Genomic DNA, 18,074 nt, shown 5'->3' with positions numbered 1-18,074 from the left:
GTCATTCGAAATAAACTATAAAAACGAAGCGTAGTGAAATGCAATCTTTTTCTGACTCCAAGCGCGTCGTCCATGCCGCCGCCAAACCGGATGAACGGCTGGAATTGAGCCAGCCTGCTCGTCGTAAACGCGCGGCCGGCGTGGGCGAGGGCGCAAGTTCGCCGGATTTCATTACGGCCCTGGCGCGTGGCCTGGATGTATTGCGTTGTTTTCGTCATGGCGTGACGGCGCTGGGCAATCTGGACCTGGCGCGCTTGACCGGGCTACCCAAGCCCACCATCAGCCGCATCACGTACACACTGACCGAGCTGGGCTACTTGCGCTATCACCCCGACACCGGCAAGTATTCGCCGGGCTATGGCGTGCTGGCGCTGGGCTTCGGCCTGTTGGCCGGGCTGGAAGTGCGCGAACTGGCCAAGGCGTCGATGAGCGACCTGGCCCGCGACACGGGGGGCGCGGTTGCGCTTGGCGCCTTTGATGGCGACGCCATGACTTACGTCGAAGCGATCCACGGCTCGTCGGCCTTGTACCTGCGCCTGCCCGTGGGCTATCGCGCCAGCCTGGACAGCGCCATGGGCCGGGCGTATCTGGCCAGCCTGCCCGAAGGCGCTTGTGATGACGTGATGGCGCGCCTGGGCCAGGCGGCGCCGCCTGTCGATGCGATTTTGCGCGCGCGTGCCGAACTCCAGGAATCGGGCTGCTGTTTCGCGCTGGGTGAATGGCAGTCGGGCATCAACGCCGTGGCGGTGCCGTTCACCTCGATTACCGGCGAAGGCGTCTTCGTGATGAGTTGCGGCGGCCCGGTCAGCCTGCTGCCGGAGCCGGATTTGCGCGCGCGTGTGGGGCCGGCATTGCGGGCCGCGATCGCTGGCTTGGCGGGGGCGCCGGCCTGATCCTTCCCGTGCGTCAGGGTCTGGTTTGGCTATCTCGTACAATTCACAAATTGATCCACCCCTAGCGCCCTCGGAGACCCGTTTGGCCAAGTCCGCACAAGCCGATCCGCAGATTGATGACCGCCCCCTGCCTCAAGATTTCGAAACGGCCCTGGCCGAGTTGGAGTCCTTGGTGGCGGCCATGGAAGACGGCTCGTTGCCGCTTGAGCAATCACTGACCGCCTACCGGCGCGGTGTGGCGCTGACGCGGGTTTGCCAGGAACGCCTGGCGCAGGCCGAACAGCAGGTCAAGGTTCTGGAAGGCGACCTGCTGCGCCCGCTGGACCCGGCGGCGCTGGATGACGAATAAGAATCAGATGAAGCAAACTCAACTCCCCTTTGCGGAGTGGTTGCAGGGTCGCGTGCGGCACGTCGAAGACGTCCTGGACGACCTGATGCCCCCCGCGGACGTGCTGCCTGTCCGCCTGCATGAAGCCATGCGCTACGCCGTGCTGGGCGGTGGCAAGCGGGTACGCGCCGCCATGGTCTACGCCGCTGGGCAGGCCTGCCCGGTCAGCGGCAGCGTGCTGGCCATCGAGGCATCGCTGGACCGCGCCGCGGCCGCCGTTGAATTGATCCACGCCTATTCGCTGGTGCATGACGACCTGCCCTGCATGGACGACGACACCTTGCGTCGTGGCCGGCCCACCACGCATGTGCAGTTCGACGAAGCCACCGCCATGCTGGCGGGCGACGCCTTGCAGCCGCTGGCTTTCGACTTGCTGGCCTCGATGCCCATTGCGCCCGCGCTGATCGTGCAGGCGACCCAGTCGTTGGCGCGTGCCGCCGGCAGCCAGGGCATGGCGGGTGGTCAGGCCATTGATCTGCTCAGCGTTGGCCATTCGCTGTCGCGCGACGAACTCCAGACCATGCACAGCATGAAGACGGGCGCCATGCTGGCGTGCAGCGTGGCCTTGGGTGGCATCGTGGCGGGCGCCAGTTCGGCCTCGCGCCAGGCGCTGGACGCCTATGCGCAAGCCATGGGCCTGGCGTTCCAGGTGGTGGACGATATTCTGGACGTCACCGCCGACACGGCCAGCCTGGGCAAGACGCCCGGCAAGGACGCGGCGGAAAACAAACCCACCTACGTATCACTGCTGGGCCTGTCCGAGGCGCGCGCGTTTGCCGAGGAATTGCGCGTGGCCGCGCAGGCGGCGCTGGAGCCTTTGGGCGACGCGGGCTTGCGTTTGGCGCAATTGGCTGATTTCATCGTCCTTCGAGACCGCTGATCCGTGATAAGCCCGGCCTGGGTTCAGGCCGGGGCAACGAACCCCATACAAGCATGACGACTGATTTATTGGACCGCATTCAATCCCCGGCCGACCTCAAGCGCCTGGATCGCCGCGAGCTGAAAAAGCTTGCCGACGAACTGCGCGGCTTTGTGCTGGAGTCGGTATCCAAAACGGGCGGACACCTGTCGTCCAACCTGGGCACGGTCGAGCTCACGCTGGCCCTGCATCAGGTGTTCGACACGCCGCATGACCGCATCGTCTGGGACGTGGGGCACCAGTCTTATCCGCACAAGATCCTGACCGGCCGCCGCGCCGGCATGGCCAAGTTGCGGCAGCAGGGCGGCATTTCGGGCTTTCCCAAGCGCAGCGAATCCGAATACGACGCCTTTGGCACCGCGCACTCGTCCACGTCCATCTCGGCGGCGCTGGGCATGGCGGTGGCCTCGCGCAATGCGGGCGTGCAACGCCAGCACATTGCCGTCATCGGCGACGGCGCCATGTCCGCGGGCATGGCGTTCGAAGCCATGAACAACGCGGGTGTCACGCCCAACATCAACCTGCTGGTGATCCTGAACGACAACGACATGTCGATCTCGCCGCCGGTGGGGGCGCTGAACCGCTACCTGGCGCGCCTGATGTCGGGCCGCTTCTATGCCACCGCCAAGAACGTGGGCCGCGCGGTCTTGCAACACGTGCCGCCCGTGCTGGAACTGGCGCGCCGGTTTGAAGAACATGCCAAGGGCATGGTCACGCCGGCCACGCTGTTCGAAGAATTCGGCTTCAACTACGTCGGCCCCATCGATGGGCACGATCTGGACGCGCTGGTGCCCACCTTGCAGAACCTGAAGGCGCTGCAAGGCCTGCAATTCCTGCATGTGGTCACCAAGAAGGGGCAGGGCTACAAGCTGGCCGAGGCCGACCCGGTGCTGTATCACGGCCCGGGCAAGTTCGACCCCGCGGTCGGCATCCAGCAATCCAAGGCGCCCGGCAAGCGCACGTTCACGCAGGTGTTCGGCCAGTGGCTGTGCGACATGGCCGAGCAAGACCCGCATCTGGTCGCCGTCACGCCCGCCATGCGCGAAGGCAGCGGCCTGGTGGAATTCGAAAAGCGCTTTCCGCTGCGCTATTTCGACGTGGGCATCGCTGAGCAGCACGCCGTGACGTTCGCGGCGGGCGTGGCCTGCGAAGGGCAAAAGCCCGTCGTGGCGATCTACTCCACGTTCATGCAGCGCGGCTACGACCAGTTCATCCACGACGTCGCGCTGCAAAACCTGGACGTGACGTTCGCGCTGGACCGCGCCGGCATCGTCGGCGCCGACGGCGCGACCCACGCCGGCAATTACGACATCGCTTTTCTGCGCTGCGTGCCGAACATGGTGGTGGCCACGCCTTCCGACGAAAGCGAAACCCGCCTGCTGCTGTCGACCTGTTATCAGCATCCGGGCCCGGCCTCGGTGCGCTATCCGCGTGGCGCTGGCTGTGGCGCCCCGGAAGGCGCGGGCTTGGACACGGTGCAAGTGGGCCGAGGCGTGGTGCGGCGCGAAGGCAAGAAGATCGCCATCCTGGGCTTTGGCACGCTGGTGCAAGCGGCGCTTGCCGCTGCCGACAAGCTGGACGCCACCGTGGCCGACATGCGTTTCGTCAAGCCGATCGACCTGGACCTGATCCTGGACCTGGCGCGCCGCCACGACGCACTGGTCACGATCGAAGATGCCTCCATCATGGGCGGCGCCGGCAGCGCGGTGCTGGAAGCGCTGAGCGCCGCGGGCGTGCAGATTCCGGTGCTGCAACTGGGTTTGCCGGATGTCTTCATCGACCATGGCGACCAGTCTGCCTTGCTGGCGGGCATCGGACTGGATGCCGCTGGCATCGAGCAGTCGATCCGCAATCGCTACGCCGATCTGCTGGCTTGAAGCTGGCACGGCATCCGGTCGGGGGCGGCGCCCTCGTTCGGATTTGCAACACACTGTTCTACCCCAAGCGACCTACGGAGAGAAGGGTTTTCCCTGGCGGTCCCGGGGCTTTGGGCGATAATGGCCCCCTCTTAAAGTTTCCTAGGCCTTGCGCGAGCGACTGGTTGCCTAGACAGGTAAGCTGAAATGAATTCTCCGATCGACCCCGCCATCGTGATGCCCGACGTCCAGAGCTCGGCGGACACCCGGCACATCCCGATCCAGCGCGTGGGTATCCGTGGCGTGCGCCACCCCATGCTGATTGAAAGCGGCGATGGTTCGCCCCAGGGCACCGTCGCCAACTGGACCTTGACCGTGGCGCTGCCGCCCGAAGAAAAGGGGACGCATATGTCCCGCTTTGTGGCGCTGTTGGAAAAATATCGCAGCACGCCCATGACGCCGGCCTTGTTCCGCGCCATGGCGGCAGACATGCTGCCGCTGCTGCACGCAGAGCGCGGTGACATCACCGCGGCGTTCCCGTACTTCATCAACAAGTCGGCCCCCATTTCCGGCGTGCAAAGCCTGCTGGACTACGAAGTCCAGTGGATCGCGCGCGCCCAGGGCGACAGCGTTGAATTCGAGCTCGTCGTGCAGGTGCCGGTAACCAGCCTGTGCCCGTGTTCGAAGGCCATTTCGGAATACGGCGCGCACAACCAGCGTTCGCACGTGACCGTGTCGGCCATCTTGAACGGCGACATCAGCATGGACGGTGTCATCCGCCTGATCGAAGAAGAAGGCTCGTGCGAACTCTGGGGCCTGCTCAAGCGCCCCGACGAAAAGTACGTGACCGAACGCGCCTACGACAACCCCAAGTTCGTCGAAGACCTGGTGCGTGACGTGGCCGCGCGCCTGACCGCGCACCCCGGCATCGCCCGCTACCGCGTTGAAGCCGAGAACTTTGAATCGATCCACAACCACTCGGCCTACGCCGTCGTGGAAGGCTGAGCGTCCCGTGCACCATCCGGCGGCCAACGACTGGCCGCTCATCGCGGGGCTGCAAGCCTGGGAATCGCGGCTGGCCAATAACTTGGCCGGCCGCGGTCGTTTGGGCGTGGCGCTCTACGAGTTCTTCCGCTTTGGCGTCAAGCAAGCCTGGGCCTGCCTGTTCGGTGGGCTGATGTGCGCGCTGCTGCTGGGCACGCACTGGTGGTATCCCAAGGACGCGCTGCTGGCGCGCTACGACTTTCTGACCATCGCCGCGCTGGGCATCCAGGTCTTGTTGCTGGCCTTGCGTATGGAGACCTGGAGCGAGGCCCGCGTGATCCTGATGTTCCATGTGGTTGGCACCGGCATGGAAATCTTCAAGACGGCGGCGGGGTCATGGATCTACCCCGAGGCCAGCGTGCTGCGCATCGGCGGGGTGCCTCTGTTTACCGGCTTCATGTATGCGGCAGTGGGCAGCTATCTGGCGCGGGTGTGGCGGCTGTTCGATTTCCGGTTTCGCGCCCATCCTCCCATGGTCGCCACGGTGGCCTTGTCGGTGCTGATCTACCTGAACTTCTTCGCGCACCACTTCATCATGGATTTCCGGTGGTTGCTGTTCGCGCTGACGGCCGTGCTGTTCGCGAGAACCTGGGTGTATTTCCGCATATGGCGCGTCTACCGTCGCATGCCCTTGCTGCTGGGCTTCGTGCTGGTGGCCTTGTTCATCTGGTTCGCCGAAAACATCGGCACCTTCGCCAACGCCTGGCGCTATCCCAACCAGTCGCACGCCTGGCAATGGGTGTCCATCGCCAAGCTGGGCTCGTGGTTCCTCTTGATGATCATCAGCTACGTGATGGTCAGCGTGGTCAATCGGCCGCGTGAAATCGCTGTTGCCGATTTGCCGCAAGGGGTCGAGACGGGCGGTGTGAAAGCCCCGTCCCTGATTTCCTGACACCCCAGCCGCTTGCGAAGCGATGCTCAATCGGTAATAATCGAGGGCTTTCTTGCTCGACCGCCCATGGTTTTTGGGTAGCGGGCTGCCCCTTGCGGGCTAGTTGTCTTTTGCGTGTGCGGCTGAAATGTAGCCATGCATGCAACCACCCATGATGGAAAGCGCGGGTGCAAGACGCTTGGCCAGCAAGACATCCTCAAGGAGTTTTACTCATGCGTCACTACGAAGTAGTGTTTATTGTTCACCCCGACCAAAGCGAGCAAGTGCCCGCCATGGTCGAGCGTTACCAAGCGCTGGTCACGGGCCAAGGCGGCTCGGTTCACCGCCTGGAAGACTGGGGTCGCCGTCAACTGGCCTACCCGATCCAGAAGCTCGTCAAGGCTCACTACGTTTGCCTGAACATCGAGTGCGGCCAAGCCACGCTGGATGAGCTGGAACACTCGTTCCGCTACAACGACGCCGTTCTGCGCCACCTGGTCATCAAGACCAAGAAGGCCCAGACCACGCCCTCGATCATGATGAAGTCGGTTGAGCGCGAAGAAGCCCGTAAGGCTTCGGCTGAAGCTGTCGCGGTTCAGCCCGAGTAAGCAGGGCTCACGCAGAGCTCAACTCATGAAGTCCCCTCGGTGCCTGGCAGGATGAATAAGCTGGAACTCAGCGCCCGCGTTCTTGAATGCGAGCCTTTGCGCCACACTCCCGCCGGTCTGCCCGCACTGGAAATGGTGCTGGCGCACGAGTCCGAAGTCATCGAAGCCGGCCACCCGCGCCGTGTTGAATTGACGATCACGGCCGTGGCATTGGGCGATCTGGCGTTGCTGTTGAAAAACACCGCGTTAGGGTCTGAATTGCTGGTGCAGGGGTTTTTGGCTCCCGTCCGCAAAGACTCGGTGAAGATCAAGCTGCATCTGCAGCAGGCGCGCAAGATCAGCGGTAGCGCAGGACGCGATCCGCAGGTGGCTTGAAAGGGTTGAGCAAGAGGTGCGAGAGCGCCTTCTGAATACGGATAGGTTATGGGGTGCTGGGCCCGGTTTTCAAAAAACCCCGGGTAAAACCCGCCCCCTCAAACATAGAGGCACATATCATGGCTTTCTTCGGAAAACGCAAAGAAAAACGCAAATTCACGCAGCAGAACCCGCTCTTCAAGCGTCGTAAGTTCTGCCGCTTTACCGCAGCCGGCGTCGAAGAGATCGACTACAAGGATCTGGACACCCTGCGCGACTTCGTGCAAGAAAACGGCAAGATCATCCCGGCTCGCTTGACCGGCACCAAGGCAATCTACCAGCGCCAGCTGGACACCGCCATCAAGCGCGCGCGCTTCCTGGCCCTGTTGCCTTACACCGACAACCACAACTAATCCGGGGCACTGAAATGCAAGTTATTCTGCTCGAAAAAGTCCTCAACCTGGGCAACCTGGGTGAAGTCGTCCGCGTGCGTGACGGTTACGCCCGCAACTTCCTGATTCCCCAGCGCAAGGCCCGTCGTGCTACCGACGCCGCCCTGAAGGAATTCGAAGCTCGCCGCGCCGAGCTGGAAAAGGCCCAGGCTGAAAAGCTGGCCGCCTCCCAGGCTCTGGGTGAGCGCATTGCCGGCTTCCAACTGAAGATCGCTCAGAAGGCCGGCGTTGACGGTCGTCTGTTCGGCTCGGTGACCAATGCCGACATCGCTGAAGCGCTGAAGAAGGCTGGTTTTGAAGGCGTTGAAAAGGGCCAAGTGCGCCTGCCCAACGGCCAACTGAAGTCGGTTGGCGAGTTCCCGATCCAGGTCGCCCTGCACGCCGACGTGGTTGTCGACGTCACGGTTCAGGTCGAAGGCGAACTGTCCTAAGCCGGTACCCGCAGTAAAAAGAAGCCGGCCCGCGTGCCGGCTTTTTTCTTGTTGTCTGGCTGTCCTATGCTTGTCGTCTTGTCGGCGTCACGCATCAGACGCCACCTTGCTTCGCACAGAGGACCCCTTGACTCAGCCGCCCGTCCATCGCAACGCGCCGCCCGGCCTGCGCGCCTGGCTCGACAGTGTTGACGCCCTGCGTGAACCGTCGGTGCGCGACGTGACAATCGACGGCGTGCGCTGCATCGTCAAGCGCCGACGTCCGAGTTTTGGCCGCGGTGTCAGCTACGCGCTGCGCTATGTGCGCGCGCTTTTCCTGGGCATGGGCTGCAAGGTGTTTCTGGGCGAGTTTCCGCGCCCTGGCGTGCTGCTGCGTAACGGTCTTACGCACGAGGCTCAGCGATTGTCGATGCTGCTGGAGGCAGGCTGCCGCGTGCCGGAGGTGTGGTGGCAGGAGCAGGGCCTGCTGGTGCTGGAATATGTGGGCGACGATCTGGCCGACCTGATCCGCAACGAAGACGCCACCTCGCAGCTTTGGCTGACCCGCGCGGCAGCCGCCGATCTGGCGGCGTTTCACGCGCGTGGCATGTGGCATGGTGGCGCGCAGATCCGCAATGTCACGTTGCGTGATGGCGAGCTGTGGCGCATCGATTTCGAAGAGAACATCGGCGCAACTCTGTCCCGGCCGCTAGCTCAGGCCTACGACCTTTTCCAGATGTTGTCGTCGCTGGTGTCTTTGCGTAAATTGCCCGACGATGTAGCCGTTACGCTGGGTACACTGGCGCTCGACGTGTATCTGGAAAGCAACCCGGACACGGCGGTCAAGGCCCGCCTGAAGCGCCTGGCCCGCGTGCTTTGTGGCGTTGCTGCGCCTTTGCGTCCCCTGTTGCGGCGCCTGCCGTCGCGCGATATCCAGGGTTTTTTCCGCGTTGCCGCTATTTTGCAGCCGTTACTATTGAAGCCATGAACACACCTGCCGATCCCCAGCTTGAATACCTGCGCGTTCCTCCCCATTCCATCGAGGCGGAGCAGTCGGTGCTGGGCGGCCTGTTGCTGGACAACACCGCGTGGGACCGTATTGCCGACGTGCTGGTCGAAGAAGATTTCTACCGCCACGACCACCGGCTGATCTGGCACCACATCGCTCGCCTGATCGGCTTGGCGCGGCCCGCCGACGTCATCACCGTCAATGAATCGCTGATCAGCGCCGGCAAGGCCGAAGACTCGGGCGGCCTGGCGTATCTGAACGCGCTGGCGCACAACACGCCGTCGGCCGCCAACATCCGCCGCTACGCTGAAATCGTGCGCGAGCGCGCCATGCTGCGCAAGCTGGTGTCGATTGCCGACGAGATCTCATCGGCCGCCTTGAACCCGCAGGGCAAGGAAGCGCGCCAACTGCTGGATGAAGCGGAATCCAAGGTCTTCAAGATCGCTCAGGAAGGCTCGCGCGGCGCCGCCGGTTTCCAGGAGATCCAGCCGCTGTTGACCCAGGTGGTCGAACGCATTGACGAGCTCTACCACCGCGAAGGCAGTTCCGACGTTACCGGTGTGCCCACCGGCTTTACCGACCTGGACAAGATGACGTCCGGCATGCAGGGCGGTGACTTGATCATCGTGGCCGGTCGCCCGTCCATGGGCAAGACCTCGTTCTCGATGAACATCGGCGAACACGTGGCCATCGAGCAGGGCCTGCCCGTGGCGGTGTTCTCCATGGAAATGGGCGCCGTGCAGTTGGCGATGCGTATGTTGGGCTCGGTCGGCTTGCTGGACCAGCATCGCATGCGTACCGGCAAGCTCATCGCCGATGACTGGCCGCGCGTGACGCACGCCGTGCAACTGATGCAGGATGCGCAGGTCTACATCGATGAAACCCCGGCCCTGAGCCCGATGGAAGTGCGTGCGCGCACGCGCCGCCTGGCGCGCCAGTGCGGTCAGCTTGGCCTGATCATCATTGACTACCTGCAACTGATGTCGGGTAACGGCTCCGGCGAAAACCGGGCTACCGAAGTGTCGGAAATCAGCCGGTCGCTGAAAGGCCTGGCCAAGGAACTGAACTGCCCGCTGATCGCGCTGTCGCAGTTGAACCGAAGCCTGGAACAGCGCCCCAACAAGCGCCCCGTGATGAGCGATTTGCGCGAATCCGGCGCTATCGAACAGGACGCCGACGTGATCCTGTTCATCTACCGCGATGAAGTCTACAACCCGGATTCGCCCGACAAGGGCACGGCCGAGATCATCATCGGCAAGCAGCGTAACGGCCCCATCGGCACCGTGCGCCTGACGTTCCAGGGTTCCAGCACGCGCTTCCTGAACTTCTCTGGTGCGCAGCCGCGCGACATGTACTGACCCGTCGTCGGCATCGCAAAAAAAACCGCGTCACATCGAATGTGCGCGGTTTTTTTTGTGTGGAAGGGTTCAGTCTTTGACGTCCGGACGCTTGCCGTAGCGCGCGGCCAGCACGCCGCAGACCATCAACTGAATCTGGTGAAACAGCATCAAGGGCAGCACGATGGCGCCCACGGCGTGGCCGGCGAACAGCACCTGCGCCATCGGAATACCGCTGGCCAGGCTCTTCTTCGAACCGCAGAAAAGCAGGGTGATGCGGTCTTCCACGTTGAATCCGAACACCTTGCCCGCCAAGGCCGACAAGCCCAGTGCAAGCGCCAGGATGACCGCGCAGCAAACCACCAGGCCGACCAGCGCGGGGATGGGTGTGGTGCTCCACAGACCTTCGTTGATGGCTTCTGAAAAGGCGGTGTACACGACCAGCAGGATCGAACCCTGGTCAACGAACTTCAGCATGGCCTTGTGCTTGTGGACCCAGGCGCCGATCCAGCGGCGCGCGACCTGGCCCAGCACGAAGGGCAGCAGCAGTTGCAGCATGATCTTGCCGACCGCGTCGAACGAAATCGGTGCGCTGCCGGCGTTGGCCACGACCGTGCCCACCAGCAGCGGGGTCAGGAAAATGCCCAGCAGGCTGGAGGCCGACGCGCTGCATACCGCGGCTGGCACGTTGCCGCGCGCCATGGAGGTGAAGGCAATGGCTGATTGCACCGTGGCGGGCAGGCAGCAAAGGAACAGAATGCCCAGGTACAGCTCAGGCGTGACCAGCGGTTCCAGCACAGGCTTGAGCGCCAGGCCCAGCAAGGGAAACATCAGGAACGTGGCCGAGAAGATCGTCAGGTGCAGTTTCCAGTGCGTCAGGCCGGCGATGATGGCCTCGCGCGACAGGCGCGCACCGTGCAGGAAGAACAGCAGGCCCACCGCAATGTTGGTGATCCAGCCGAAGACCACCACGCCTTGTCCGTGCGCGGGCACGATGCTGGCGATGATGACGGTGCAGATCAGGTAGAGGGTGAAGCGGTCGGGCAGAAGGCGGACTAGGCGTGACATGGACGAACCAAAGGGCGGGCTGAAAGCGGGGATGGCAAACGGGGATGAAAACGGGAATGAAAACGGGAACGGCAGAGGCGGCGGCGCGGCAGCCACGCCTGAAACGGGGCGTATTGTAGTCCTCGTGGGGCGCTTGCCGCGCTAGGGCGTCATTGCCAGGGCCAGATCGAACGCGGCCACCAGCGAAGCGTGGTCGGCCACGCCACGGCCGGCGATGTCGAAGGCGGTGCCGTGGTCGACGCTGGTACGCACGAAAGGCAGGCCCACCGTGACGTTCACGCCGTGGTCCAGCCCCAGGTACTTCACCGGAATCAGTCCCTGGTCGTGGTACTGGGCCACGACGATGTCGAATTCGCCACGGCGCGCGCGCATGAAGATGGTGTCGCCGGGCCAGGGGCCGCTGGCGTCGATGCCTTCGGCGCGTGCGCGGGCGATGGCCGGCTCGATGATGTCGATGTCTTCGCGGCCGAACTTTCCGCCTTCACCGGCGTGGGGGTTCAGGCCCGCCACGGCCACGCGCGGGGCGGCGATGCCCATTTGCCGACAGGCCCGGTCGGCCAGCCGCATGGCAGTGAGTTCGGCTTCGGGCGTGATGCGCGCGATCACGTCCGCCAAGGCCACATGAATGGTCACCAGCAGCACGCGCAATTCGTCGTTGGCCAGCATCATGGCGAAGTCTTGCGTGGCGGAGCGGTCGGCCAGGATCTCGGTGTGTCCGGGGTAGTCGATACCCGCTTCGTGCATGGACTTCTTGTTCAGCGGCGCGGTGACGATGGCGCGGATGCGGCCGGCCTGCGCGTCATCAATGGCGGCGCAGACATAGTCGTAGGCGCCGCGTCCGGCTGCTGCGCTGATCTGGCCGAGTGGCAGATCGGCAGGCAGGGCGGGGCTGCAGGAGATGACATGAATGCGCCCCGCAGTGGGGCTGGCCTGGGTGACGTCGCGGATTTCCACGACCTCCAGGCGCGCGCCCAATTGCGTCACGGCGCGGCGCAGCGCGCCCGCATCACCATAGACCACACAGGGGGCGCTCAAGCCTTGCGCAATCGCCTTGACGACGATTTCAGGGCCGATGCCGGCGGCATCGCCCATGGTGATGCCCACCGGCAATGACGCGTTCACGATGCCTTGTCCTTGGGCGGTTCAATGACGCCGCATTCGAACGTGACCGTGGCGCGCTTGGAACCCAGCCCCGTCGCGTGATTGGAAGTCACTTGCGGCTTTTGCAGCTTGCGACCGATCTCCTGACAATACTGGTCGGCGCGTTGCAGCGTCTGATTCTTCAGTTCAACCCACGTCAGCAATTGCGTGCCCGAACTGTAGGTGACGCTGTAGGTGTCTTTACCGACGGACGTGACCTCGCTCATGCTGGAGCAGGCGGAGAGCAGGGTCAGCAAGGCGGCGGCGGGGGCAAGGCGTGCAAACATGGGTCATCCAGAAATCGCGATATCCGCCATTACAACACCATGTCGGTGCACGAGAAAAGACGCTGGGGTTGCTCGCGCGGCCCTTGGGTGGGCCTCAGGGGGCCGCCACGGCGCTGCGCCGATCCACCTTGCGGCTCAACACGATAGAGGTCTGCGTCTGCTTGACCCCGTCGATCAGGCCGATGCGGTCCAGCAGGTCGTCCAGTTGCTCGTGGGTTTCACAGCGCAGGAAGATCAGGTAGTCGTACGGTCCGCTGACCGATGACACCTCTTCCACCTCCGGCATGCGTTCCAGTTCGCGGATGACGGCGGCCGGCGTCTTGGGCAGCACGCTGATGAAGCAATACGCCCGCACCGCGGCTTCTTCCAGGCGGCGGCCCAGGCGCACGCCATAGCCCGACACGATGTGCTCGCGTTCCAGCCGCGCGATGCGTGCGACAACGGTCGTGCGCGCCAGCCCCAATTTGCGCGCCAGGATGGCCGCGGGTTCACGCGCGTTGGCCGAAAGCAGGCTGAGCAGTTGCCGGTCGATGTCGTCGAGTCGTTCGTTCATGCTGAAAACGTGCGCCAAGTAGCGGAGTGCCGACGGTACAGGCGCGCAGCGGCTTGCGTCAATGCGGGCGAGCCGGGCTAACCGTCTGATTCAGGCGGAATGCCGCCGTGATAGATGCGACCGTCGAACTCGAATCGTGTGATGGTCTTGTGCGCGGCATCGAAAATGCGGTCGCGGCTGGCGTCATCCAAGCCGTCGTGGTCGGCGAAGTGGAAGCGACAAAGGTCGATGTCGCTGTCGTAGAACACGGAATTCACAAAGCGGCTGACGTCGGCTTCATGCGCGAAATGTGCGAATTCCCGCAACTGCTCCATCTCGTGGAAGGCGCCGTTGCGGCTGACCAGCAGCATGCCGAATTTGCGTTCTTCGTCGGCCACCAGTTCCGGCGCTGCTGGCGCGCTGATGGCCAAGGGATCTTCATAGTCGAAGCGGGCGCCCGCTTCATGCATGGCGTCCAACACGGTTTGCCACTGGCGTTCGTCCAGCGCCAGGCGGGCCATCATGTAGAACAGGCGCTGCCGGCCCAGTGTGCGCGGCTCGGGGCCGCCGACGTAGCTGGGCCATGGCGTCGCGGCGTCCAATCCGGCCAGTTCGGCCATGCGTGCATCGCTGAAGCCCAGCTTGTCCTGCAAGCGTTGCAGCGCCTGAGCATTCGGGGGGGCATAGTTCTGGATCGTCTTCATGAGCGCGCTCCCGTGGCCCCGGATGCCGCGGATGGCGCCGGTGGCGTGCGCCGCGCTGGCTCAGCGGCTACGCTTTATGCTAGCGCGGCGCCTGGCGCTTGCCTAGCGCCCGCGCGGCAAGGCGGGCAGGGGCAGGGGGGGGCGGGCGCCATGCTAGGATTTGCGCCGATCATCACTGCCAGGAGGCTTACGCCATGGATATCCAAGAACAAATTGCCGTTATCGTCCACACCATTTCGCACCAGGGCGGCCGCATCGACGCGCTGAATTCGACCTTGTTGTCGATGCTGCACCTGGTCAAGGCATCGCCGGGCCTGCGGGAAGCGATCGAGGCGCAGTTGGAGCAGAACTATTCCAGCCTGTTGGCGCGCTCCGAAAACCCGCAGTACGTGGCGGGCTTCGAAAGCGTGCGTGACATGATCATTGCCGCCCTGAAGTAGGCGTTGCGCGGGCGCTGCACATCAGAAAGTTACCCACATCTTCTGTGGACAAGCCTTGGGATAGTGCGGGCATAGATCTGCATTGTCCTTTAATTACAAGGGCTTGAGGCCGGCGGTCAAAGGTGGCTCCATTTGGGCGTTTCAGACACGCAATTGTGTAATCTCCACAAGCGCGCCAAGCCGGGTAATATGCGGCCCCATGCGGAATCAGTATCGATTGGAACACCCGGGCACCGCCATGTTGGCGCGCGTTTCGGAAGCGGCAAAGCTGGCGGCGTTCGACCCCGGCAAACTCTCGCCTCAAGCGCGCGAAAGCTGGGAGCGCATGGGGCATGGCTTCAAGGCGTGGCACGACTTCGACCAGCGCCACCCCATCCTGCGCCGCTTGGCGTTGTTACCCCTGGTTGGCGGCTGGTATCGCAAGGCGCGACGGCGCCATGTATTGCGCGCCAGTGGCCGCATCGTCTGTTGATGGCGGCTTAGCGCCGCCGTCGGCGGGCAAGCAGGTGATAGGCCAGCCCAATCGCCAAGCCGATCGCCGCGGCGACGGCCAGCTTGGTTTCCACGCCGTGCAGGCGGCCGAGCAGGGTCTCGATGGTTTGGCCAAACGCATAGCCCACCACGCTGAAGCACACGGCCCAGATGACGGCGGCGATGGCGTTGAGCACCAGGAAGCGCAACGGTGGCACGCGCGACATCCCTAGCGCTACGGGCCCCACGGTACGCAGACCATACAGGAATCGCAGGCTGAGGATGAAGCCGTGCGGATAGCGGTCGATGGCGGCCAGCGCTTTTTCAAATGCCGGTTTTTCGCGGATGCGCCGCACGAAGCGGTGGTCGCGATAGCGCCGGCCCAGAAAGAACAGCAGTTGGTCGGCCCCGAAGGAACCGGCGAAGGCGCACAACATCACATACGGCAAGTGCAGAAGATGCTGGTGCGCCAGAAAGCCCGCGAACACCACCACGCTTTCGCCTTCCAGAAAGGTGCCGGCCAGCACCGCCCACAGGCCGTAATCAACGATGAATTGATGTAGCGGTGTGCTCATCCCGCGCGCTCGCCCACGATGCGCGCCAGGGTCAACAAGGCGCGCGAGATCTCCGGGGTGGTGCGCTGGCCGCAACTGATGCGCAGGAAGTGGTTGTAGCGCGTGCCGTTCGAAAACATGGCGCCGGGGGCAACGCGGATGCCTTGCCGCAACGCCGCTTCAAACACGTCCATGCCCGAACGACCATCGGGCATTTCCACCCACAACAGCATTCCGCCTTGCGGCACGCTCAAGCGCGTACCCTGCGGAAAGTGCGCGGCGATGGCCTCGGCCGTTTGGTCGCGCTGTTGCTTCAGGTGCCTGCGCAAGCGCGTCAGGTGGCGGTCGTAGGCGCGTGACCCCATGTACTCGGCCACGGCGATCTGCGCTAAGGGTTCATTCGGCCGGCTTTGTGCGTACTTCAGCATGGCAATGCGCGCCTTCCAGCGCCCGCCCAGCAGCCAACCCAGGCGCATGCCCGGGGCCAGCGTCTTGTGCATGGAAGAACAATAGATCACGTTGCCGGTTGCATCCCAGGACTTGGCCGCGACCAAGGGCGTGTCGTCATCGGTCAGGGCGCCGTAGGTGTCATCTTCAATCAGCGGCACCTGCTGGCGTTCGCACAGCGCCACAAGCCGTGCTTTCTCGGCATCCGGCATGACGCAACCCAGCGGATTCTGGAAGTTCGGCACGACGACCACGGCGCGAATATTGCCGTGCGTCTGGAAGGCCAGGTCCAGCGCCTCGATCGACAAGCCGTGCTGCGGGCTGGTCGGAATTTCCAGCGCGCGCATGCCCAGGCTTTCCAGAATCTGCAGCAGCCCGAAGTAAGTGGGCGACTCGACGGCGATAGTGTCCCCCGGTCGTGCCACGGCGCGCAGCGCCAGATTCAGGGCTTCGATGCAGCCATGCGTGACGATCACGTCATCCGGCGTGGCGTTGATGCCATTGGCCAGCGCCCGGCGCGCCAGCACCGTCCGTAGCTCGGGGTGTCCTTGCGGCGGTACCGGACTCACCAGCACATGGGGCGACGTGCGCAGCGCGCGCGTCATCGCCTGCTTCAGCGCATCCATCGGATAGGCTTCGGGCACTGCCGCCGCCAGGGCGAAATTGGCGCTTACCGGGTGCGCTTCGCATTTGGCGATGAAGTCCGACACGCGATCATGGATGCCGACGTACTGCGCGGCGCCCAGCGTCTGCCGGATGTCTGGCTCATTGACGGGCGGGATTGTGTTGCGGCGGGCCTGCAAAACGAAATAACCCGACCGTGGCCGGGCTTCGATCAAGCCGTCGTCTTCCAGTTGGCGGCAGGCTTGCAACGCGGTAGACAGGCTGACATGGTGCGTGCGCACCAGTGTGCGTACGGAAGGCATGCGCTGGGCGGGCGCCAGGACGCCCGTCTGGATGGCGCGCCGATAGTGGTTCGCCAAGCGTAGGTACAGCGGTTGTGGGTCCATGCGCCGATCATGCTCCCCGAGCTTGGAATGTAGGAAGGCACAGATTGAAGAAAAGTACACCATAACAGCGGCAAAATCGAGCATCTGCATCGGTACAGAAAGCCGGGGATTGTGGCTGTTGCGCAAAGCAGCGCCCGCGTAGCCTGTCAGTGTCCGATTGGAGATCATCATGCATGCCGATAGTTACCCCGAAGGCCCCTCCCGCCGCCTGCAAATCGCGCCTGGCGCCTCTCACACCTTTGTGCTGCGTGCCGGCGCAACCATCATCTGCATGGCCGGCAGCTTGCGCCTGGAAGAAGCGGCGGCAGGCACGGAAGCCACGGGCCGCCTGCCTTTGCCGGTTTCCGTGCGCGTGCATGCAAGCGAGGCGCATGCGGTCGTAGAGGGGGGCGTGGTGCGCGTCACGGCTATCGACGCCGCCGACATCATTTGCCTGGATGTTCCGGACCCAATTAGTCGTATCTTGAGGGCGGCCGCAAAAATATTTCGCCTGAAATCGCCTAAATCTTCGAATAAAAGCCTGGGTGCGCTGCACAAGATTTCATAATGGTGTATGATTCATCACATCAGACGCGGGGTGGAGCAGTCTGGCAGCTCGTCGGGCTCATAACCCGAAGGTCGTAGGTTCAAATCCTGCCCCCGCAACCAGTTTCAAGAAAAGCCGCGATTTCATATCGCGGCTTTTTTTCGTCCGGCGTTTCCTTTTTTTGCCTGGACTTGCCCTGGGTCAACCCAATGTTCCAGCCCGGAGTTTCCCGGATGTTCGTGCCTGCACAGCGCCCCAACCCTGAGCTACCATGGGCCACGCGCGCTAGGTTGCCGCACAGAAGGAGGGGTCATGGGTACAGCAAAATACGATCATCCCGGTTTTGTCGCCGATACCGGCGCTGAAGGCAAGTACCACGTCGGCATCTGGTGCCCGCACGGCTACCCCGCCCACATCCATATCGGCCGGCCCGCGGAACGCGGTGATCCCCAGGCGCTGCTGCGCTTGCGCATTCCGGATGGGGTTTTCCAGTCTTTGCCGGATGATCCCGAAACCCTGTGCCGTCGCGCGCTGGGCCAAGCCATGGGTGCGGGCTTGCTGCGTTCGGTGGCCGTGGATGGCGAGTATCAAGAGTTGCGCTTTGAATTGGACGCGGAGCCTTGGTCTGGGCCCATGCAGGCCGCCGGTAACGCCTGAGCCTGGGAGTTCGGCCGGAAGTTACGGCTGAGAGTTACCCACAGCGACTGTGGACAAGCCTTGGGATAGGCTCTGTGCATGTTGGAATTATTCTTGC

23 protein-coding genes and 1 tRNA gene are annotated in these 18,074 nt (G+C 63.6%); 17 read left to right on the top strand and 7 right to left on the bottom strand.

Annotation, left to right across the window (positions count from 1 at the left end; all coding sequences use genetic code 11):
* Nucleotides 1-38 precede the first annotated feature (38 nt).
* From WBR68_RS04340 to WBR68_RS04285, 12 genes are all read left to right on the top strand, one after another.
* On the top strand, nt 39-893 hold the full coding sequence (locus WBR68_RS04340; RefSeq protein WP_050446051.1) for an IclR family transcriptional regulator: 855 nt from the start codon (nt 39-41) through the stop codon (nt 891-893).
* Between the two features lie 82 nt (nt 894-975).
* A complete protein-coding gene (locus WBR68_RS04335) occupies nt 976-1,242 on the top strand; it encodes an exodeoxyribonuclease VII small subunit (RefSeq protein WP_127183840.1) in 267 nt (88 codons plus the stop codon).
* Between the two features lie 7 nt (nt 1,243-1,249).
* Nucleotides 1,250-2,161, top strand: coding sequence for a polyprenyl synthetase family protein (locus WBR68_RS04330; protein ID WP_050446091.1), 912 nt, complete (start codon nt 1,250-1,252; stop codon nt 2,159-2,161).
* Nucleotides 2,162-2,214: 53 nt separating this feature from the next.
* Complete coding sequence (gene dxs, locus WBR68_RS04325; RefSeq protein ID WP_050446048.1) at nt 2,215-4,077, top strand: 1-deoxy-D-xylulose-5-phosphate synthase; 1,863 nt, start codon at nt 2,215-2,217, stop codon at nt 4,075-4,077.
* A gap of 186 nt (nt 4,078-4,263) precedes the next feature.
* On the top strand, nt 4,264-5,061 hold the full coding sequence (gene folE2, locus WBR68_RS04320; RefSeq protein ID WP_050446047.1) for a GTP cyclohydrolase FolE2: 798 nt from the start codon (nt 4,264-4,266) through the stop codon (nt 5,059-5,061).
* A gap of 7 nt (nt 5,062-5,068) precedes the next feature.
* Nucleotides 5,069-5,992 carry a DUF817 domain-containing protein gene (locus WBR68_RS04315; protein ID WP_050446045.1) on the top strand — a complete coding sequence of 308 codons (924 nt, stop codon included), beginning with the start codon at nt 5,069-5,071 and terminating at the stop codon, nt 5,990-5,992.
* 212 nt (nt 5,993-6,204) lie between these two features.
* On the top strand, nt 6,205-6,579 hold the full coding sequence (gene rpsF, locus WBR68_RS04310; protein WP_006218306.1) for a 30S ribosomal protein S6: 375 nt from the start codon (nt 6,205-6,207) through the stop codon (nt 6,577-6,579).
* 51 nt (nt 6,580-6,630) lie between these two features.
* Nucleotides 6,631-6,954: a primosomal replication protein N gene (gene priB, locus WBR68_RS04305; protein WP_050446043.1), complete on the top strand. Its 324-nt coding sequence runs from the start codon at nt 6,631-6,633 to the stop codon at nt 6,952-6,954.
* Between the two features lie 119 nt (nt 6,955-7,073).
* Nucleotides 7,074-7,346, top strand: a complete 273-nt coding sequence (gene rpsR / locus WBR68_RS04300; protein WP_006218308.1) for a 30S ribosomal protein S18 — start codon at nt 7,074-7,076, stop codon at nt 7,344-7,346.
* A gap of 14 nt (nt 7,347-7,360) precedes the next feature.
* On the top strand, nt 7,361-7,816 hold the full coding sequence (rplI, locus tag WBR68_RS04295) for a 50S ribosomal protein L9 (RefSeq protein WP_050446042.1): 456 nt from the start codon (nt 7,361-7,363) through the stop codon (nt 7,814-7,816).
* A 127-nt stretch (nt 7,817-7,943) separates the two neighbouring features.
* On the top strand, nt 7,944-8,783 hold the full coding sequence (locus WBR68_RS04290; protein ID WP_050446041.1) for a hypothetical protein: 840 nt from the start codon (nt 7,944-7,946) through the stop codon (nt 8,781-8,783).
* Nucleotides 8,780-10,162 (top strand): replicative DNA helicase, encoded by a 1,383-nt coding sequence (locus WBR68_RS04285; protein WP_006218311.1) that lies wholly within the window; start codon nt 8,780-8,782, stop codon nt 10,160-10,162. Before WBR68_RS04290 ends, WBR68_RS04285 begins: the two co-directional genes overlap by 4 nt.
* Nucleotides 10,163-10,231: 69 nt before the next feature.
* Here the strand turns inward: WBR68_RS04285 and WBR68_RS04280 are convergent, their stop codons facing one another.
* From WBR68_RS04280 to WBR68_RS04260, 5 genes are all read right to left on the bottom strand, one after another.
* Nucleotides 10,232-11,209, bottom strand: a complete 978-nt coding sequence (locus WBR68_RS04280; RefSeq protein WP_127183841.1) for a bile acid:sodium symporter family protein — start codon at nt 11,207-11,209, stop codon at nt 10,232-10,234.
* A gap of 141 nt (nt 11,210-11,350) precedes the next feature.
* A complete protein-coding gene (pdxA, locus tag WBR68_RS04275) occupies nt 11,351-12,331 on the bottom strand; it encodes a 4-hydroxythreonine-4-phosphate dehydrogenase PdxA (protein ID WP_083447301.1) in 981 nt (326 codons plus the stop codon).
* Nucleotides 12,328-12,636 carry a hypothetical protein gene (locus tag WBR68_RS04270; RefSeq protein WP_050446040.1) on the bottom strand — a complete coding sequence of 103 codons (309 nt, stop codon included), beginning with the start codon at nt 12,634-12,636 and terminating at the stop codon, nt 12,328-12,330. The genes pdxA and WBR68_RS04270 overlap by 4 nt, the downstream gene beginning before the upstream one ends.
* 94 nt (nt 12,637-12,730) lie before the next feature.
* Complete coding sequence (locus WBR68_RS04265) at nt 12,731-13,189, bottom strand: Lrp/AsnC family transcriptional regulator (protein WP_050446088.1); 459 nt, start codon at nt 13,187-13,189, stop codon at nt 12,731-12,733.
* 77 nt (nt 13,190-13,266) lie between these two features.
* Nucleotides 13,267-13,872, bottom strand: a complete 606-nt coding sequence (locus tag WBR68_RS04260) for a hypothetical protein (protein WP_050446039.1) — start codon at nt 13,870-13,872, stop codon at nt 13,267-13,269.
* 194 nt (nt 13,873-14,066) lie between these two features.
* On the opposite strand from WBR68_RS04260, the gene WBR68_RS04255 reads away from it, so the two are divergent.
* Both WBR68_RS04255 and WBR68_RS04250 read left to right on the top strand, forming a co-directional pair.
* Nucleotides 14,067-14,312 carry a hypothetical protein gene (locus tag WBR68_RS04255; RefSeq protein WP_050446038.1) on the top strand — a complete coding sequence of 82 codons (246 nt, stop codon included), beginning with the start codon at nt 14,067-14,069 and terminating at the stop codon, nt 14,310-14,312.
* 199 nt (nt 14,313-14,511) lie between these two features.
* The gene (locus WBR68_RS04250; RefSeq protein ID WP_230693601.1) at nt 14,512-14,784 is read left to right on the top strand and encodes a hypothetical protein; all 273 of its coding nucleotides are present in this window, start codon (nt 14,512-14,514) and stop codon (nt 14,782-14,784) included.
* 7 nt (nt 14,785-14,791) lie between these two features.
* On the opposite strand, the gene WBR68_RS04245 is transcribed toward WBR68_RS04250, so the two are convergent.
* Entirely contained in the window at nt 14,792-15,358 is a 567-nt protein-coding gene (locus WBR68_RS04245; RefSeq protein ID WP_230693600.1) for a DedA family protein, read from the bottom strand.
* Nucleotides 15,355-16,794, bottom strand: a complete 1,440-nt coding sequence (locus WBR68_RS04240; RefSeq protein ID WP_050446036.1) for an aminotransferase-like domain-containing protein — start codon at nt 16,792-16,794, stop codon at nt 15,355-15,357. The genes WBR68_RS04245 and WBR68_RS04240 overlap by 4 nt, the downstream gene beginning before the upstream one ends.
* 169 nt (nt 16,795-16,963) lie before the next feature.
* Here WBR68_RS04240 and WBR68_RS04235 point away from each other — a divergent pair, with 169 nt between their 5' ends.
* The 3 genes from WBR68_RS04235 to WBR68_RS04225 all read left to right on the top strand — a co-directional run bounded on the left by WBR68_RS04235 (nt 16,964) and on the right by WBR68_RS04225 (nt 17,977).
* On the top strand, nt 16,964-17,341 hold the full coding sequence (locus tag WBR68_RS04235) for a hypothetical protein (RefSeq protein ID WP_230693599.1): 378 nt from the start codon (nt 16,964-16,966) through the stop codon (nt 17,339-17,341).
* Between the two features lie 24 nt (nt 17,342-17,365).
* A tRNA-Met gene (locus tag WBR68_RS04230) sits at nt 17,366-17,442 on the top strand.
* 190 nt (nt 17,443-17,632) lie between these two features.
* On the top strand, nt 17,633-17,977 hold the full coding sequence (locus WBR68_RS04225) for a hypothetical protein (RefSeq protein ID WP_050446034.1): 345 nt from the start codon (nt 17,633-17,635) through the stop codon (nt 17,975-17,977).
* Nucleotides 17,978-18,074 lie beyond the last annotated feature (97 nt).

The organism is Achromobacter sp. JD-1, from assembly GCF_038594925.1.
Taxonomy (GTDB): Bacteria; Pseudomonadota; Gammaproteobacteria; order Burkholderiales; family Burkholderiaceae_B; genus Achromobacter; species Achromobacter spanius_C.
The sequence above is the reverse complement of the archived record's forward strand: the minus strand, read 5'-3'. Positions and strand labels throughout refer to the sequence as shown.

Excerpts from the sequence above, each read along its gene's own strand:
- WBR68_RS04340 (WP_050446051.1), top strand. The coding sequence starts at position 39 with ATGCAATCTTTTTCTGACTCCAAGCGCGTCGTCCATGCCGCCGCCAAA.
- WBR68_RS04330 (WP_050446091.1), top strand. The coding sequence starts at position 1,250 with ATGAAGCAAACTCAACTCCCCTTTGCGGAGTGGTTGCAGGGTCGCGTG.
- dxs (WP_050446048.1), top strand. The coding sequence starts at position 2,215 with ATGACGACTGATTTATTGGACCGCATTCAATCCCCGGCCGACCTCAAG.
- folE2 (WP_050446047.1), top strand. The coding sequence starts at position 4,264 with ATGAATTCTCCGATCGACCCCGCCATCGTGATGCCCGACGTCCAGAGC.
- rpsF (WP_006218306.1), top strand. The coding sequence starts at position 6,205 with ATGCGTCACTACGAAGTAGTGTTTATTGTTCACCCCGACCAAAGCGAG.
- priB (WP_050446043.1), top strand. The coding sequence starts at position 6,631 with ATGAATAAGCTGGAACTCAGCGCCCGCGTTCTTGAATGCGAGCCTTTG.
- rpsR (WP_006218308.1), top strand. The coding sequence starts at position 7,074 with ATGGCTTTCTTCGGAAAACGCAAAGAAAAACGCAAATTCACGCAGCAG.
- rplI (WP_050446042.1), top strand. The coding sequence starts at position 7,361 with ATGCAAGTTATTCTGCTCGAAAAAGTCCTCAACCTGGGCAACCTGGGT.
- WBR68_RS04285 (WP_006218311.1), top strand. The coding sequence starts at position 8,780 with ATGAACACACCTGCCGATCCCCAGCTTGAATACCTGCGCGTTCCTCCC.
- WBR68_RS04280 (WP_127183841.1), bottom strand. The coding sequence starts at position 11,209 with ATGTCACGCCTAGTCCGCCTTCTGCCCGACCGCTTCACCCTCTACCTG.
- WBR68_RS04270 (WP_050446040.1), bottom strand. The coding sequence starts at position 12,636 with ATGTTTGCACGCCTTGCCCCCGCCGCCGCCTTGCTGACCCTGCTCTCC.
- WBR68_RS04265 (WP_050446088.1), bottom strand. The coding sequence starts at position 13,189 with ATGAACGAACGACTCGACGACATCGACCGGCAACTGCTCAGCCTGCTT.
- WBR68_RS04260 (WP_050446039.1), bottom strand. The coding sequence starts at position 13,872 with ATGAAGACGATCCAGAACTATGCCCCCCCGAATGCTCAGGCGCTGCAA.
- WBR68_RS04255 (WP_050446038.1), top strand. The coding sequence starts at position 14,067 with ATGGATATCCAAGAACAAATTGCCGTTATCGTCCACACCATTTCGCAC.
- WBR68_RS04250 (WP_230693601.1), top strand. The coding sequence starts at position 14,512 with ATGCGGAATCAGTATCGATTGGAACACCCGGGCACCGCCATGTTGGCG.
- WBR68_RS04245 (WP_230693600.1), bottom strand. The coding sequence starts at position 15,358 with ATGAGCACACCGCTACATCAATTCATCGTTGATTACGGCCTGTGGGCG.
- WBR68_RS04240 (WP_050446036.1), bottom strand. The coding sequence starts at position 16,794 with ATGGACCCACAACCGCTGTACCTACGCTTGGCGAACCACTATCGGCGC.
- WBR68_RS04235 (WP_230693599.1), top strand. The coding sequence starts at position 16,964 with ATGCATGCCGATAGTTACCCCGAAGGCCCCTCCCGCCGCCTGCAAATC.
- WBR68_RS04225 (WP_050446034.1), top strand. The coding sequence starts at position 17,633 with ATGGGTACAGCAAAATACGATCATCCCGGTTTTGTCGCCGATACCGGC.